This window comes from Paracidovorax oryzae ATCC 19882 (genome assembly GCF_000687165.1).
Classification (GTDB): Bacteria; Pseudomonadota; Gammaproteobacteria; order Burkholderiales; family Burkholderiaceae_C; genus Paracidovorax; species Paracidovorax oryzae.
Genome location: NZ_JMKU01000018.1, coordinates 102343 through 117491 on the forward strand (window position 1 = coordinate 102343; position 15149 = coordinate 117491).

Sequence of the window (15149 nt, forward strand, 5' to 3'; positions counted from 1 at the left end):
CACCGGGCCGTAAGGCGAAACGGCGGGCGCACTAGAATTCGCCGCTGCAAAGGTGGCAGGAAGTATAGCCACCGACCTACCCGCCGAACCCGATAAAACCCTTATGAATCAATCCGCTGTTACAACATTCCCGGTCACCGATGGTGTAGGACGGGCGCTGGAGGTGTCGTTGCGCGGGACCGACGAACTGCTGCCCCGTGAGGAATGGACGCGCAAGCTCGCGCGCTCGGAGGCGACGGGTGTCCCGCTGCGCATCAAGCTGGGACTGGACCCCACCGCGCCGGACATCCACATCGGCCACACGGTGGTGCTCAACAAGATGCGCCAGCTGCAGGACCTGGGCCACCAGGTGATCTTCCTGATCGGAGACTTCACCACGCTGATCGGCGACCCCTCGGGCCGCAACACCACGCGCCCGCCGCTCACGCCCGAGCAGATCAAGATCAACGCCGAGACCTACTACACCCAGGCCGCCAAGGTGCTGGACCCGGCGCGCACCGAGATCCGCTACAACAGCGAATGGTGCGCGCCACTGGGCGCCGCGGGCATGATCCAGCTGGCCGCCAAGTACACCGTGGCCCGCATGATGGAGCGCAACGATTTCCACCAGCGATTCACGGACGGCAGCTCGATCAGCCTGCACGAGTTCCTCTACCCGCTGCTGCAGGGCTACGACTCGGTCGCCTTGAAGAGCGACCTGGAGCTGGGCGGCACCGACCAGAAGTTCAACCTGCTGATGGGCCGCCACCTGCAGCAGGAGTACGGGCAGGAGCCGCAGTGCATCCTGACGATGCCGCTGCTGGTGGGCCTGGACGGCGTGGACAAGATGTCCAAGTCCAAGAACAACTACATCGGCATCACCGAAGACGCCAACACCATGTTCGCCAAGGTGCTGTCGATCTCCGACACGCTGATGTGGGACTGGTACACCCTGCTGTCGTTCAAGAGCCTGGCCGAGATCGCCGCGCTCAAGGCCGAGGTGGAAGGCGGCCGCAATCCCAAGGACGCCAAGGTGGCGCTCGCCAAGGAGATCACCGCACGCTTCCACAGCGCCGCCGCCGCCGACGCGGCCGAAGCGGACTTCATGAACCGCAGCAAGGGCGGCGTGCCCGACGAGATTCCCGAGGTGTCGCTCTCCGGCGCGCCGCTGGGCATCGGCGCATTGCTCAAGCAGGCCAACCTCGCGCCGTCCACGAGCGAGGCCAACCGCCTGATCGACGGTGGCGGCGTGCGCGTGGAAGGCGGCGTGGTGAGCGACCGCGGCCTGAAGCTGGAGGCCGGCACGTACGTGGTGCAGGTGGGCAAGCGCAAGTTCGCCCGCGTCACGCTGGGTTGACGCCGCCAGCCCCGGCCCTGGGGGCGGTGGCGATTCAGCCCAGGTCGTCGTTCAGGTCCGGATCGGGGACTTCGCCCACGGCTTCGCGGGTGAGCTGCGCCTCGCGCAGCAGCCAGGAGCAGAACGCCTTGATCTCGGGGCGCTGCCCGCTGCGCGGCCCCACCAGCATCCAGTACACCAGCGGCGAATCGAGCCGGTAGCCGGGCAGCACCTCGACGAGGTCACCGGACGCGAGGCTGTCCGCGATGAGCGGCATCCGCGCGAGCGCGAGGCCCTGGCCGGTGAGCGCGGCCTGCACGATCTGGTGGGCGTAGTTGAAGTAGAGCCAGCGCTTGGGCTGCAGCTTGGACTGGCCGTTCTGCTCGAACCAGCGCCGCCACGTCAGCCATTCCAGGTACGCCGTGCGGTGGGCGTCGCCGGCTTCGATCAGCGTGAACTGGGCGACGTCCGCGGGCTTGCGGATGGGCGGGCCGCTCTTGAGCAGCCACGGGCTGGCCACCACGGCGAGCTGCTCCCCGAACAGCCGCTGCGCGCCCTGCAGCTGCGAGCCCGGCACGGCGTAGCGCAAGGCCAGATCGACGTCCGCGGTTTCCAGGTCCACGGACACGTCGCTCGCATCGATGCGGATGTCGATGTCGGGGTTGTCGCGCTGGAATTCCTCCATGCGAGGAATCAGCCACATGGATGCGAAGCTGGCCCAGGTCGTGATCGCCACGCTCTTGCGCCCGGCCGTCTGCCGCACGAGCCGCACGCTGGCATCGAGCCGCTCCAGCGCAGGCGCCACGGCGCGCTGCAGCTGCGCCCCCGCGCTGGTGAGTTCCACCGCGCGCGTGTGCCGCAGGAAGAGCGGCACGCCCACTTCGTCTTCCAGCGCCTGGATCTGGCGGCTCACCGCCGATTGCGTGAGGGACAGCTCTTCGGCGGCGGCGCGGAAATTCAGGTGGCGGGCCACGGCGAGGAAGGCGCGCCAGTGGCCGACTGCCACGGGCCGCGTGCGCAGGTGTGCGACAGGGGCGGGAATGGTCATGGTGCTCTGAATGCAGGGGCGTCGGCTTGGATTGATGAGCCGGTTGCATGAAATTATGGCCGCGTTTTCATTGGACCGGAGTGGCCGCTGCAAAAGAAACTCCTTGCCAGGCAACAGCTTGAAGGCAATGGAGAACGGGCCATGGATGTATCCAACTTTCCAGATTCGCAACAATGGTGCGCTCCGGCGGGAGCGTGGAGCCTGGCCTGCGGCCAGGCCACGGGGTTGCGGCCGCGGCGCAACGGGACGCTGGAAATCGTGCAGGGCGGCGTCTGGCTGACGGTATCGGGCCGCGCGGCCAGCGAAGAGGACGTTTTCCTGAGCAGGGGCGACACGCTCCGGATCGCCGCAGGGCAGCACGCCGTGCTGGAACCCTGGCCGGCTTCGGCCCGGACGGGCGGCGTGTCGTTTCTGTGGACGGAGGAGGGCTCGCAGGGCGTGCCGGTGGCATCTGCCTGGAACGCCGTGGCCCGGGCCCTGGGTGACATGCTCCGTGCCCAGGCAGACCTGGGTCGCGCCCTGATGGCGCTGGGCCGGGCCGTGGGGAATGCGGCCATCGGGCGCCGGCCGGAGGGGCATGGCAGCGCGCAGATCCCCTCCGCCGTGGCGCTGCGGGGTCGCCATTGATGCGCCTCACGCATTGAAACGGTCGTGTTTGTGCATTGATGCGAAAGACGCATGGTTTCCCGCGTCGCATTTCATTGGACGACCCCAGGGGTTGAGAGGAAGAATAGGGAAAAGATCAGGGTTTACCAGGAGAAAGCAATGTCTGCTTCACATGTTCTGAATTTTCAACAATCCGCCGTCCGTGACCGTTCTTCGGGCCTGGATGTCTATCGACTGGCCTCGGGCCAGGCCCACAGCCTGCGGCCGCGCGTGCCGATGGCGCTGCGCATCGCATCGGGCCGTGCCTGGGTGACCATCGACGACGGCCTGCCGGGCGAGTCCGACCCGGCCGCGGGCGACATCGTCCTGCATGCCGGCCAGACGCTCTGGATCGCCGCCGGCCAGCATGCCGTCATCGAGCCGCTGGGCAAGGACGTGGTGCAGTACCGCTTCGACATCTCGCGCATAGTGAAAAGCGAAGCGTCCGGCCAGGGCGTGGTGTCCGCCCGTACCCCGGCCTGCTGCGCCTGAGCACGGCCTGCGGAGGCAGGCCCGGCGACCCTGCCGGGCCCGGGCGCCCGTCGGCGCTCACAGTTCCAGGTCGATGGCCAGCGCCTCGAAGGCCGCCATGGCCTCGTTGCCCGCCAGCGACTCCATGCGGGGCAGCGCATCCTCGTCTTCCAGCGTGCTGAAGGCGAGGCTGAACCGCTGGAACCGGCGCTTCATCAGGGGGGCCTGGTGCAGCACTTCCATCGCGGTATGGCGCGCATCGGCGCGGATGCGCTCCAGCAGGACGGCCAGGATGGCCGGGGGGCCTTCCAGCTGCTGGCAGAAACGCTGGCCGTCGAACACCAGCAGGCCGGTGATGCCGTCCCGGACGTTGGACAACCGGGCCTTTGCGGCAATGGTGGCCACGATGCCTACGGGCTGGCCGGGGGCCAGCGTGCTGACATAGAGCACTTCCTGGAGCGGTGCCGTCAGCGGAGGAGGGAAAAGCGTCATGGACTTTCCACTCTAGAGAACACGCCGCTAGGCCGCAATGTCAAAAGACATAGCCTGCAGGCACGCTGATTGCCTAGAATCGCCGCCGCGTTCTTGTTCCGCACCCTTTTCCATTTCCTCCGCAGGCGCTGGCAGTATGAGTACCGATGTCGTTTCCGCTGGGCCTTTACCGGAGGTCCCGCGCCATTGCGGCGCCTGCCGGCTGCGCCAGCGCACCCAGGCTTTCACCCCGGCGACGGGCGAGGAGCTGTCCTTCATCCAGTCGTACCGCTGCGGTGTCGAACTGGTCAAGGCGGGCGGCACCCTGATCCGGGAGCACCAGTCCGGCGGCCGGCTCTATACGCTCTATAGCGGGTGGGCGTTTCGTTACAAGACTCTTTCGGACGGGCGCCGGCAGATCCTGAACTTCCTGCTTCCCGGTGACCTGGTCGGGCTGCAGCAGGAGTTCTCCGATGCCGCCCTGCATGGCGTGGAAGCCGTGACGGACTGCGCTTTCTGCGCCTTCGATGCCGATGGCCTGTGGACGATGTTCCGCGAGCATGCGCGCCTGGCCTACGGGGTCACGTGGCTGGCGGCGCGGGGCGAGGGCATGGTGGACGACAACCTGCTCACGGCCGGCCGGCGCTCCGCGATCGAGCGGGTGGCGGTGCTGCTGGTGCACCTGTACCGCCGCCTGGACCGCCTGGGCCTGGCGGAGGGCGGGGCGGTGGATTTCCCGATCAACCAGCAGCACATCGCCGATGCGCTGGGGCTGTCGCTGGTGCACACCAACAAGACGCTGCGGCGCCTTGCCGACATGGGCATGCACGAAATCTCGGGCGGCCGCCTGCGGCTGCTCAATCCGCGGGCGCTGGCGCGCATCGCGGAATACTACGACGCCATTCCCCGGCCCGTGCCCCTGCTGTGACCGCCCGCGGGCGGCTGGCGGGCCGCCGCGGGGCTGTGGGCGGCGGGGCGGATAATCGGCCATCCCCATCCCATCTCCATCCATATTCCATGAGTGCACTGGACGTCATCATCATGGCCGCGGGCAAAGGCACGCGCATGAAAAGCCGCATTCCCAAGGTCCTGCAGCGCCTCGCGGGGCGCCCCCTGCTGGGGCACGTGCTCGACCAGGCGCGCGGCCTGCAGGCGCGGCGCGCCGTCGTCGTGACGGGCCATGGCGCGGCCGAGGTGGAGCCTTTCATCGCCCGCGCGGCGGACGGGCTGGATGTGCGCTGCGTGCGGCAGGAGCCGCAGCTGGGCACCGGCCACGCCGTGCAGCAGGCGGTGCCGGCGCTGCAGGGCGACGGGACGGTGGTCGTGCTGTCCGGCGACGTGCCGCTCACCCGCGCGGACACCCTGCGCGCACTGGTGGCGGCAGGCGGGAGCGGGCAACTGGCCCTGCTCACCGTGACCCTGCCGGACCCGTCGGGCTACGGGCGCATCGTGCGTGGCGATGACGGCGCGGTGCGCGGCATCGTCGAGCACAAGGACGCCACCGAGGCGCAGCGCGCCATCGACGAGGTGTACAGCGGCATCATGGCCGTGCCCGCGGGGCTGCTGGCCGGCTGGCTGGCGCGGCTGACCAACGACAACGCCCAGGGCGAGTACTACCTGACCGACATCGTGGCCATGGCCGTGGCCGACGGCGTGCCCGTGGTGGCGCATCGCATCGCCGACGCGCTGCAGGTGGCCGGCGTGAACAGCCCGCTGCAGCTGGCCGAACTGGAGCGCGCCCACCAACTGGCCCAGGCGCGTGTGCTGATGGAGCAGGGCGTGCGCCTGGCGGATCCTGCACGCTTCGACCTGCGCGACGACCCGCGCACCGGGGCGCGCGGTGAACTGGCCTGCGGGCAGGACGTGGAAATCGATGTGAACTGCATCTTTTCCGGCCGCGTGGAACTGGGCGAGGGCGTGCGCATCGGCGCGCACTGCTGCATCGCCAATGCGCGCATCGCCGCGGGCGCGGTGATCCATCCCTATACCCACATCGACGGCGAGCAGCCCGCGGGCGTGCAGGTGGGCGAGGGCGCGCTGGTCGGGCCGTTCGCGCGGCTGCGGCCCGGCGCGCAGCTGGGGCGCGAAGTGCACATCGGCAACTTCGTGGAAGTGAAGAATTCGAGCCTGGCCGACGGCGCCAAGGCCAACCATCTCGCCTACCTGGGCGACGCCACGGTGGGCGAGCGCGTGAACTATGGCGCCGGCAGCATCACCGCCAACTACGACGGCGCGAACAAGCACCGCACGGTAATCGAGGCCGATGCGCACATCGGCAGCAATTGCGTGCTGGTGGCCCCCGTGACCATCGGGGCGGGCGGCACCGTGGGCGGCGGCTCGACCATCACCAGGAGCACGCCGCCGGGCGTGCTCAGCGTCTCGCGCGGACGGCAGGTGAGCATCGAGCAATGGAAGCGGCCCGTGAAGGGCCCGCGGGCCCCGGGTTGACGGACGGCGCCGCTATGGGCGAAGCCGGTTCCACCGACCCCGGCGCAGAGCGCGATCGGCTGCTGGCCGAGCTGCAGGCGCTGCGGCAGGAGCAGGAGGCCTTCCTGCGTGCGGTGTCGCACGACCTGCGTGCGCCGTTGCGCCACATACTGGCCTACGGGCGGCTGGTGCGCGAACTGGTGGAAGAAAGCAATGCCGATCCGGAGGCGCTGCAGTTCCTGGACACCATGGCCCGCTCCGGCCAGCAACTGGGCGAGATGATCGACGGCCTGATCCAGCTGGGGCGGGCGGGGCTTGCCCCCGTGCAGCCGCAGGCCGTCGTGGTCGGCGAGGCCCTGCGCGCCGCGGCCGAGGCGGCCCTGGCAGCGGCGGCGCCCCGGGAGGCTGCGGGGCCCGGTGGTTCTTCCCCATGGCCGGCCACCGTGCAGTGGCAGTGGCCGGACTGTGGCGGCATGGCGGTGCGGGCCGATGCGGCGCTGCTGCACGAGGTGCTGCTGGCGGTGCTGGACAACGCGCTCAAGTTCTCGCGGCCCGTGGCGCAGCCCTGCATCGTGCTGCAGGCGCGGCCGCTGCCGGACGGCCGTGTGGAAATCGGCGTGCGCGACAACGGTGTCGGCTTCGTGCCGGCGCGCGCACAGCAGCTGTTCGGCGTATTCCAGCGGCTGCATCCGGTGAGCCAGTTCCCGGGCCTGGGCCTCGGGCTGGCACGGGCGAAGCGCTTCGTGGAGCGCATGGGCGGCGAGATCGGCATCGATGCCGTGCCTGCACCGCCGGGCGGTTCCGCCGAGGGGCAGGGATGCCGCGTGCGCATCGTGTTGCCCGCGGCCGGGGCCTGAAGCGCCGCGGTTCAGCCCTTGCGCCCGAGCGCCACGATCGCGGCCAGGACCACGGCGCCGCCGGCCAATTGCAGGGGCTGCAGCGTCTGGTCCAGGATCCACCACCCGAGCAGCAGCGTGGCCACGGGCTCGGCGTTCATCACGGGGGCGTTGCGCGCCATGTCCAGGCGGGGCAGGCTGACGAACATGGCCGTGAAGGCCGTGCCGTAGAGTACGACCAGCGCCGCGAGGCCCCACCAGCCCGGAGTTGCTTCAGGCCAGCGCATGCCGCCCGGCACCAGGCCGCTGGCACCGGCCGCCACCATCAGCGCGAACACGCTGCCCACGGTCATCAGGCTGCGCCACATGCCGGGCATTGCTTTGAGGCGGTGGTCGGTGATCCACAGCGCGAGCGCGAACACGCAGGCGGCCGTGAACGCGAAGGCGATGCCGGCGATCCATGCGCCGCCGTCGTCCCGGCCCAGTTCCGCCATGCGCGCGGGCACATCGAGCGCCAGCAGCAGCCCGCCCAGGGCCACGGCCATGACCACCGCCGCGCGGCGCGTGGGGCGCGGCCCGCCCAGGCCCCAGGTGAGCAGCGCGAGCAGCACGGGGCACACGTTCGATACCAGCAGGGCCAGCGCCACGGGGATGCGCGCGACGGCGGAGTACAGGCACAGGCTCTGCGTGGCCACCAGCGCGCCCAGCAGCAGCTGCCAGCGCAGCATGCCGGGCGGCATCGAGAGCGCGGGGCGCCGCCACGCCACGAGCGCGGTCAGCACCAGCGCGGTGGCGCCGCTGCGGCACAGCACCGCCAGCAGCAGCCCGGTGCCATGGTCGAAGGCCAGGCGTGCCGCCACGTGGTTGGCGGCGAAGGTGCAACTGATCAAGGCGATCAGCCCGATCGCGAGGCGGCGAGGCAGCGGGGCGGGGGAGATCATTGCAGGCTCCTGCATGGCATCAGCCCGGCCTGCGCTGCATGGACGCAGGCGTGCCTTCGGCGCCGTCCTTGCGGCAGGGCAGGCGCGGCTCGAACTTGCTGCGCTTGATGCTGAAGAAGGCCTTCACGTTGCGCACGTTGCCGTCGCTGGTGAAGAGCCGCTGCGCGAGCGCCAGGTAGCCCGGCATGTCGGGCGCATGCACCACCAGGATGAAATCCGGCCCGGGCGAGACCCGGTAGCACTGCTGCACGGCCGCGTCTGCGGTGGCGCGGGCTTCGAAGGCTTCCATGCGCTCTGCGTCCTGCCGGTCCAGCACCACCTCCACGATGGCCGTGAGGCCGTGCCCCAGGTGGCGGGCCAGTACGTCCGGCTGCACCAGGGCCACCTCGCGCTCGATCAGCCCGGCCTCGTGCAGCCGCTTCACGCGGCGCAGGCAGGTGGGAGGGGACACATGCACCATCGCCGCCAATGCCTGGTTGCTCAGCGAGGCATCGCGCTGCAGGGCGTCGAGCAACTGCAGGTCGGTGTCGTCGGGGAATTTTTCTTCCATGGATTCTGATTTTATGAAAGAAAATTCAGAATTGCATTTGGTGGGAAATTTTCGTTCATTCGTATAGCTAAAAATGACGAGAAATTTCTTTGTGCCCTGCCTAATATCGCGGCAGTTCCGGCCTGCAGGCTGGGGCGTCTGTCCATCGTTTCGCCTTTCGTTCCTCAGGAGTTCAGGCCATGTGCGGTATCGTCGGCGCGGTTTCCACGCGCAACATCGTTCCCATCCTCGTCCAGGGCCTGCAGCGCCTGGAGTACCGGGGCTATGACTCGTGCGGCGTCGCCATCCACGACGCGAGCCTGGACGCCACCCGCACGGGCGGCCTGCGGCGCGCCCGCAGCACGGCGCGCGTGGCGGAGCTGCTGGAGCAGGTGCGCACCGAGCATGTGGAAGGCGCCACCGGCATCGCCCACACGCGCTGGGCCACGCACGGCGCGCCGGCGGTGCACAACGCGCATCCGCATTTCAGCCACGGCTCCGGTCCGGACGAGCCGCTGCGCCTGGGCCGCGTGGCGCTGGTGCACAACGGCATCATCGAGAACCACGAGGCGCTGCGCGCATCTCTGCAGGCCCGCGGCTACGTGTTCACCAGCCAGACGGATACCGAGGTGATCGCCCACCTCGTGGACAGCCACTACAGCGGCGACCTGTTCCAGGCCGTGCGCGCCGCCGTGGCCGAACTGCATGGCGCCTACGCCATCGCCGTGATCCACAAGGACGAGCCCCACCGCGTGGTGGGCGCGCGCGCCGGCTCCCCGCTGATCCTGGGCGTGGGGGAGGGCGAGCACTTCCTGGCGAGCGATGCCATGGCCCTGGCCGGCGTCACCGACCAGATCGTGTATCTGGAAGAGGGCGACCTCGTCGATCTGCAGCTGGGCCGCTACTGGATCGCCGGCAAGGACGGCCAGCCCCTGGACACCGCGAGCCGCCCCGTGCGCACCGTGCTGGCCCACAGCGGCGCGGCCGAACTGGGCCCGTACCGCCACTACATGCAAAAGGAAATCTTCGAGCAGCCGCGCGCCATCGGCGACACGCTGGAAGGCGTGCGCGGCGTGGCGCCCGAGCTGTTCGACGGTGCCGACGGCACCGCCGCCTGGCGCGTGTTCAAGGAAGTGGATTCCGTCCTGATCCTGGCCTGCGGCACCAGCTACTACAGCGGCTGCACGGCCAAGTACTGGCTCGAATCCATCGCCGGCATTCCCACGCAGGTGGAGGTGGCGAGCGAATACCGCTACCGCACCAGCGTGCCCAACCCGCGCGCGCTGGTGGTGACGATCAGCCAGTCCGGCGAGACCGCCGACACCCTGGCCGCGCTGCGCCATGCGCAGGGCCTGGGCATGCAGCACACGCTGACCATCTGCAACGTCTCCACCAGTGCCATGGTGCGCGAATGCAAGCTGGCCTACATCACCCGCGCGGGCGTGGAAATCGGCGTGGCCTCCACCAAGGCCTTCACCACCCAGCTCGCGGGGCTGTTCCTGCTCACGCTGGCGCTGGCGCAGGCGCGCGGCCGCCTGAACGAAGAGCAGGAAGCCCGCCACCTGCAGGCCATGCGCCACCTGCCCGTGGCGCTGCAGGGCGTGCTCGCGCTCGAGCCGCAGATCATCAGCTGGGCCGAGGACTTCGCGAAGATGGAGAACGCCCTGTTCCTGGGCCGCGGCGTGCACTACCCCATCGCCCTGGAAGGCGCGCTCAAGCTCAAGGAGATCAGCTACATCCACGCCGAGGCCTATCCGGCCGGCGAGCTCAAGCACGGCCCCCTGGCCCTGGTGACGAGCAGCATGCCCGTGGTGACCGTTGCGCCCAACGACGAACTGCTGGAAAAGCTCAAGAGCAACCTGCAGGAAGTGCGCGCCCGCGGCGGCGTGCTCTACGTGCTGGCCGACGCCAAGACCAACATCGATACCTCCGAAGGCATGCACGTGATCCGCATGCCGGAGAACTACGGCGCGCTCAGCCCGATCCTGCACGTGGTGCCGCTGCAGCTGCTGGCCTACCACACGGCCTGTGCGCGCGGGACGGACGTGGACAAGCCGCGGAATCTGGCGAAGAGCGTGACGGTGGAGTGAGGGAGAACGCGCCACGCGCTGGGCTCCCGCGAGGCCCGCGGCCGGCCATCCGGGCGGGCCGGGTGGGCCAACGCTCGTTTCGCCGTACCGTGAGGCTACGGCGCGCCATGATCACCGCCGGGCCGCGGGCCGACCCAGCTTCCGGCCCAGCCGCTTCCATCCGATGGCGACACCCGTCAGGCTGAGCGCGGCCCCTCCCGCGCTGAACAGCACCATCAGCATGTCCCACAGGGGGCGGCGATCCAGCAGGGGGAGCCAGTCCCAGCTGTGCAACATGGCGAACAGCCAACGCCCCGTCCGGCGCGTGCGGTCGCTTCGGCTGATCACCGCCCCGGTGACCGGATCCAGGTGCACCCAGGTCTGGTGGGGATCGTCGAAAAGGATGCGCACCACCGGCAAGGGCTTGTCGCCGCCGCCCGTCATGGTGTGAGGTGATCGCTGGTAATAGTAGAGGTCGTATGCGTCCAGCGTCTCCACTGCCTTGACCGGTGCCGGCACGAGCAAGCCAGCGGCAGCAAGGGTTTCAGACCGGTCGAGTACACGGACTGCCGCCGTGGCCGCATCGAGCACGACAGGTCTTCCAGCGGGGCTGCTGGCAAGCACCAGGTCTTGTCCGGTAGTGCGGGTCCAGCGCAATTCGCGGATCGAGGGCCCGGCGGTCGCCAGCAGTGCGCCGGGAGATGCCGCCGTGGCCGCCACCTGCAACGGCCCGCCGTCCATGGCCTGGGTGCGCAGGGGCGGCGCCGCGCTATCGAGCACCTTCCAGGGATTCATGGACATCAGGCCGCTGAACACCCATGTGAGCGTGATCACGCCGAAGAGCAGGCCCGCGACATGGTGCCAGCGCATCAGCGCACCCTGGTACGGCGAACGCGACCCGCTCCTGTATCTCCGCGTGAACCGCCACCGCAGGACTCCGATAACCATGCCGGTGAGGGCCACGGCGATACCTGCGATGGACAGCCCGTTCACGATGTCGGCCCACCACCTGTCGAACGCATTGCCCCGGAAGGCATAGAGCCAATGGATCCAGGCGCCCGCGTAGTTCCAGCTGCGTTCGGTACGGGTCGCATCGCGCACCACTTCGCCCGTCCTGCCCGAGATGTAGAGCCGCGTGCCCTGCAGGTCGTGCAGTTGCACCAGGTGCAAAGGCCTGTGGGCATCCAGTCCACGGGAATGCGTCATTGCGTCCTCATCGATGGATCCTTCATATTCCATGGGCACCGACGGCACGCCGGCGTAGGCCGCTGCACTCGCCAGGGCCTCGGCCCGGCCCGCTTCCCGCAGCACCGCGCCCGTGAAGGCATCGATGGCGACCGTTCCCGCGCCCGGCGGACGGCGCTTGCCCGCAGGAGCGGCGCCGTCCAAAGGGACCGCAAGGTATACCGGCTGGCCGCCACGCGACGCCAGCAGGCGCAGGTCCTGCAGCGGGCCGGAAACCCCCGCGCGGTCCAGCGCTTCCCGTGGGCCCAGGTATCGCGCCGGGGCCTCCAGCACGGGAAGGTGTGCGAGCCGTTCCGAGGATGTGAGCTTGGGATAGCCCACGTACATCATCACGACGCCGGAAACGAACCACATGGCGAAGAACGCGCACACCACGATGCCAAGCCAGCGATGGGCCAGGAACACCCAGCGTTTGATGCCGTGCATGGTGCTTCCGGGTCAGAATGCGGCGCGCAACGTAATGTCCGCCGTGCGTGGCGCACCCAGGTAGACCTGGGTGGTGCCGGCATTGGCCGCGTAGATCCTGTCCGTCGCGTTGCGGATGCGGCCCACGACGGACACAGTCTTGGTGACTCGGTAGCTCAGGCCCAGGTCGATCAGCGTGTAGCGGGGCCAAGCCAGGGTGTTGGCCGCGTCGGCATAGACCCGGCCCACGTGGCGCACGCCCACGATCCCTGACCACTGCGGGGAGAAGCGGTAGGTGTTCCAGAGGTTCGCCACCTGGGACGGCGTGTTGGTGGGGGTCTTGCCGGCGAGGGAGACGCCGCCCTGCGTGTAGCGGTCGTACCTGGCATCCACGGAGGTGACATTGCCCTGCACCGACCAGCGTGGCGTCACCTGCAGGCCGACGGCCAGTTCCACTCCCCTGGAGGACTGCTCGCCCACCAGCACCGTCAGCGCGGAATTGGCGGGGTCTTGCGAGGCGATGTTGTTGCGCGTGATGCGGTATACCGCCAGTGTGGCGGAGCCCTTTCCGTCCCAGAAGTCCATCTTGCTGCCGACCTCGAACTGGCGTCCCGTGGTGAGGCTGCTGTTGTTCGCCACGTCGGCGAAGGATGCCGTCGACAGGACGCCGGAGGGTGGGTCGGCCGCTGTCGCGTACTGGGCATAGAGGTTGGCGTCGGGGGCGAAGTCCCATACCAGGCCGATGCGCCCGGTCGTCGGCTGGTAGCTTCGGCTGAAGCGCGCAGGGGCCGACGCCGTCACTGCGCGGCGATTGGTCAGGTCGAGGTCGATGCGCTCGTGCCGCAGTGCCGTCACCAGGCTGACCGTGGGCACCAGGACCGTCCGGTTCTCCAGGTAGGCCGCGACCGTGGTGACCTGGTTGTCACGGTCCGGATTGAACGCGGGGGAAGTCCCTGCGATGGAGAAGAAGTTCTCGGTCGTGAATCGGTAGGGATCGACCGTGCTGACCGTCCCTGCGATGCTGTTGGGAAAGCGGGTCTGGCGGTTGCGGCTGACGTCGATGCCGCCGACCCAGTCGCTCTTCCTGCCGGCCCATTGCCCCTTGTAGATCGCCTCGAAACGGTCGCCGACCACGCCCTGGTCGTGGCGCTGCAGCAGCGTTCCGGAGCGGATGACGCCGGTGTTGCCGGGGTTGTAGCGATAGCTCTCCACGTTGCGGTAGTCCCGCAGCGCGTCGTAGACGTAGAAGGTGTTCCTGAACTGCAGGGCGTCGTCCAGGCGCCAGTCGGCGACGGACCGCAGCCACTGGACGCGCTGGGCGTAGATGCCATCGGCCGCGTTGTAGTTCTTGAAACGGATGCCCGGATCCACGCGCAGCCGGCCGGCGGCGGGGTTGAGGACCGGCGTGCCCCAGTAGGGCCGGTCCACGTGCTCATCCTGGTATTCGTAGGCCAGCACATGAGAGAGGCCGCCGCCCAGGTCCGACAGCAGCGACGCGGCGACCTGCGTGGAACGCGATCCCGTCCCGTCGGTCCAGCTGTCGGTATCGCGGTGGTTGGCATCGAAACGCATGTAGTGGCTGCCGGCCTGGACGCCATCACCGGCAATGCGGCGGTTGATGCCGAACGAAGCTTCCTTGAGGCCATGGCTGCCGAGGCGCAGCTGGGCTTCGGTGAAGTCGGTGCGCTCGGCCACCTTGGTGATGTAGTTGATCGTTCCGCCCACGGCGCCGGCGCCGTACAGGAAGCCCGATGCGCCGCCGATGGCTTCCACACGGTCGTAGATCCAGCTGTCTACCGGCCGCGCTGCGATCGTGTACTGGACGTTGATGCCGTTGAAGAGCTGGCTGAGTGAAGCACCACTGAATCCACGGTAGCTCACGCCGATGCTGCCCGGCGCGTTGTGCGCGGTCACGCCGGGTATGGCGCGCAGGATTTCCTGCGTGTCCTGCGCCCCTCGGGCATCGATGGCGGCGCGGTCCACCACCGTGACGGTGGCTGGAGTCTGCCGGGCGGTGAGTCCGAGGCGGCTGCCCGTTTCCGCGGGGGCATCGAGGTTGAGCCGGCCGGTCGGGGTCGCTTGGTCGCCGCGCACGCTCACCTCCGGAAGCGTCGCATCCGGCACCTGGGCACACGCAGGTGCCGGTTGCAACAGCAAGGTGATGGAGGCCCAGGTCAGGGCGCAATAGGCAAGAGGAAGCGTGGACCAGGCGCGCGCTGCGCCGGTGCCGATGTCAGAAGCGGGCATAAAAATCCGTGCGATGGCACACAGCCCCGCCTTGCTCGCATGAGAGGGCAGGAAGACCGTGGCCGCTGAATGAGTGAAGAGCGTGGAGACGCAGGTTTGCGTCAAGGCTCCAGGAGGTTCAGTTCAGGGATGCACGGGTGGACCGCGCCCTGGCAGAGGGGCGGCGGTGGCCGCTGCGATACGTGCAGCGGGAATCGACTGGAAGGCATGCGCCAGCGGCAGCGGCATGGAGACCGCCGGGACCACCGGATGGGGAGGAGGCGCACCCGTGGGCAGGCAGAGTGCGCAGTGCATGGCGGTGGCATCCAGTTCCTGCGTGCCTTCGTCTGTGGTGAGAACCAGTTTGACGGTGGCGCCGTCGCTGCAGACCATCTCCACCATCTGCGGATGGATGAATGGAGAAGCTGCCGCCACGCCCAGCGACAACGCGAACCACGCCAGCGCAAGCCTTGGCAGGAGGGTGAGCGTACGCAGGAGGTGCATCGCAGGAATTATCCCGC

14 protein-coding genes are annotated in these 15149 nt (G+C 68.9%); 7 read left to right on the forward strand and 7 right to left on the reverse strand.

Features of this window, described 5'->3' with window-relative positions:
* Window positions 1-103: 103 nt before the first annotated feature.
* A complete protein-coding gene (gene tyrS, locus T336_RS0115095; protein ID WP_019702811.1) occupies window positions 104-1336 on the forward strand; it encodes a tyrosine--tRNA ligase in 1233 nt (410 codons plus the stop codon).
* A 34-nt stretch (window positions 1337-1370) separates the two neighbouring features.
* Here the strand turns inward: tyrS and T336_RS0115100 are convergent, their stop codons facing one another.
* Window positions 1371-2363, reverse strand: coding sequence for a LysR substrate-binding domain-containing protein (locus tag T336_RS0115100; RefSeq protein WP_019702810.1), 993 nt, complete (start codon window positions 2361-2363; stop codon window positions 1371-1373).
* 141 nt (window positions 2364-2504) lie between these two features.
* Between T336_RS0115100 and T336_RS0115105 the strand changes: the two genes are divergently transcribed.
* Both T336_RS0115105 and T336_RS0115110 read left to right on the forward strand, forming a co-directional pair.
* The gene (locus tag T336_RS0115105) at window positions 2505-2990 is read left to right on the forward strand and encodes a DUF2917 domain-containing protein (protein ID WP_026433181.1); all 486 of its coding nucleotides are present in this window, start codon (window positions 2505-2507) and stop codon (window positions 2988-2990) included.
* Between the two features lie 138 nt (window positions 2991-3128).
* Window positions 3129-3500 (forward strand): DUF2917 domain-containing protein, encoded by a 372-nt coding sequence (locus T336_RS0115110; protein WP_026433182.1) that lies wholly within the window; start codon window positions 3129-3131, stop codon window positions 3498-3500.
* 57 nt (window positions 3501-3557) lie between these two features.
* Here T336_RS0115110 and T336_RS0115115 read toward each other — a convergent pair whose 3' ends face one another.
* Window positions 3558-3971 (reverse strand): BLUF domain-containing protein, encoded by a 414-nt coding sequence (locus T336_RS0115115; RefSeq protein ID WP_019702807.1) that lies wholly within the window; start codon window positions 3969-3971, stop codon window positions 3558-3560.
* A gap of 136 nt (window positions 3972-4107) precedes the next feature.
* Here T336_RS0115115 and T336_RS0115120 point away from each other — a divergent pair, with 136 nt between their 5' ends.
* From T336_RS0115120 to T336_RS0115130, 3 genes are all read left to right on the forward strand, one after another.
* Entirely contained in the window at window positions 4108-4878 is a 771-nt protein-coding gene (locus T336_RS0115120) for a Crp/Fnr family transcriptional regulator (protein ID WP_019702806.1), read from the forward strand.
* Between the two features lie 89 nt (window positions 4879-4967).
* Window positions 4968-6398, forward strand: a complete 1431-nt coding sequence (gene glmU, locus T336_RS0115125; RefSeq protein ID WP_026433183.1) for a bifunctional UDP-N-acetylglucosamine diphosphorylase/glucosamine-1-phosphate N-acetyltransferase GlmU — start codon at window positions 4968-4970, stop codon at window positions 6396-6398.
* 14 nt (window positions 6399-6412) lie between these two features.
* A complete protein-coding gene (locus T336_RS0115130) occupies window positions 6413-7234 on the forward strand; it encodes a sensor histidine kinase (protein WP_026433184.1) in 822 nt (273 codons plus the stop codon).
* 11 nt (window positions 7235-7245) lie between these two features.
* Here the strand turns inward: T336_RS0115130 and T336_RS0115135 are convergent, their stop codons facing one another.
* Window positions 7246-8154, reverse strand: a complete 909-nt coding sequence (locus T336_RS0115135; RefSeq protein ID WP_244883961.1) for an EamA family transporter — start codon at window positions 8152-8154, stop codon at window positions 7246-7248.
* 19 nt (window positions 8155-8173) lie between these two features.
* The gene (locus T336_RS0115140) at window positions 8174-8704 is read right to left on the reverse strand and encodes an Lrp/AsnC family transcriptional regulator (protein ID WP_026433186.1); all 531 of its coding nucleotides are present in this window, start codon (window positions 8702-8704) and stop codon (window positions 8174-8176) included.
* Window positions 8705-8883: 179 nt separating this feature from the next.
* Between T336_RS0115140 and glmS the strand changes: the two genes are divergently transcribed.
* Entirely contained in the window at window positions 8884-10773 is a 1890-nt protein-coding gene (gene glmS / locus T336_RS0115145) for a glutamine--fructose-6-phosphate transaminase (isomerizing) (RefSeq protein WP_019702801.1), read from the forward strand.
* A 111-nt stretch (window positions 10774-10884) separates the two neighbouring features.
* On the opposite strand, the gene T336_RS0115150 is transcribed toward glmS, so the two are convergent.
* From T336_RS0115150 to T336_RS0115160, 3 genes are all read right to left on the reverse strand, one after another.
* A complete protein-coding gene (locus T336_RS0115150; protein ID WP_026433187.1) occupies window positions 10885-12423 on the reverse strand; it encodes a PepSY domain-containing protein in 1539 nt (512 codons plus the stop codon).
* Between the two features lie 12 nt (window positions 12424-12435).
* Window positions 12436-14649 (reverse strand): TonB-dependent receptor, encoded by a 2214-nt coding sequence (locus T336_RS0115155; protein ID WP_026433188.1) that lies wholly within the window; start codon window positions 14647-14649, stop codon window positions 12436-12438.
* Between the two features lie 123 nt (window positions 14650-14772).
* On the reverse strand, window positions 14773-15132 hold the full coding sequence (locus T336_RS0115160; protein WP_019702798.1) for a hypothetical protein: 360 nt from the start codon (window positions 15130-15132) through the stop codon (window positions 14773-14775).
* Window positions 15133-15149 lie beyond the last annotated feature (17 nt).

What these genes read in the sequence shown, in the direction of transcription:
- tyrS (WP_019702811.1), top strand. Translation starts at nt 104, where the DNA reads ATGAATCAATCCGCTGTTACAACATTCCCGGTCACCGATGGTGTAGGA.
- T336_RS0115100 (WP_019702810.1), bottom strand. Translation starts at nt 2,363, where the DNA reads ATGACCATTCCCGCCCCTGTCGCACACCTGCGCACGCGGCCCGTGGCA.
- T336_RS0115105 (WP_026433181.1), top strand. Translation starts at nt 2,505, where the DNA reads ATGGATGTATCCAACTTTCCAGATTCGCAACAATGGTGCGCTCCGGCG.
- T336_RS0115110 (WP_026433182.1), top strand. Translation starts at nt 3,129, where the DNA reads ATGTCTGCTTCACATGTTCTGAATTTTCAACAATCCGCCGTCCGTGAC.
- T336_RS0115115 (WP_019702807.1), bottom strand. Translation starts at nt 3,971, where the DNA reads ATGACGCTTTTCCCTCCTCCGCTGACGGCACCGCTCCAGGAAGTGCTC.
- T336_RS0115120 (WP_019702806.1), top strand. Translation starts at nt 4,108, where the DNA reads ATGAGTACCGATGTCGTTTCCGCTGGGCCTTTACCGGAGGTCCCGCGC.
- glmU (WP_026433183.1), top strand. Translation starts at nt 4,968, where the DNA reads ATGAGTGCACTGGACGTCATCATCATGGCCGCGGGCAAAGGCACGCGC.
- T336_RS0115130 (WP_026433184.1), top strand. Translation starts at nt 6,413, where the DNA reads ATGGGCGAAGCCGGTTCCACCGACCCCGGCGCAGAGCGCGATCGGCTG.
- T336_RS0115135 (WP_244883961.1), bottom strand. Translation starts at nt 8,154, where the DNA reads ATGATCTCCCCCGCCCCGCTGCCTCGCCGCCTCGCGATCGGGCTGATC.
- T336_RS0115140 (WP_026433186.1), bottom strand. Translation starts at nt 8,704, where the DNA reads ATGGAAGAAAAATTCCCCGACGACACCGACCTGCAGTTGCTCGACGCC.
- glmS (WP_019702801.1), top strand. Translation starts at nt 8,884, where the DNA reads ATGTGCGGTATCGTCGGCGCGGTTTCCACGCGCAACATCGTTCCCATC.
- T336_RS0115150 (WP_026433187.1), bottom strand. Translation starts at nt 12,423, where the DNA reads ATGCACGGCATCAAACGCTGGGTGTTCCTGGCCCATCGCTGGCTTGGC.
- T336_RS0115155 (WP_026433188.1), bottom strand. Translation starts at nt 14,649, where the DNA reads ATGCCCGCTTCTGACATCGGCACCGGCGCAGCGCGCGCCTGGTCCACG.
- T336_RS0115160 (WP_019702798.1), bottom strand. Translation starts at nt 15,132, where the DNA reads ATGCACCTCCTGCGTACGCTCACCCTCCTGCCAAGGCTTGCGCTGGCG.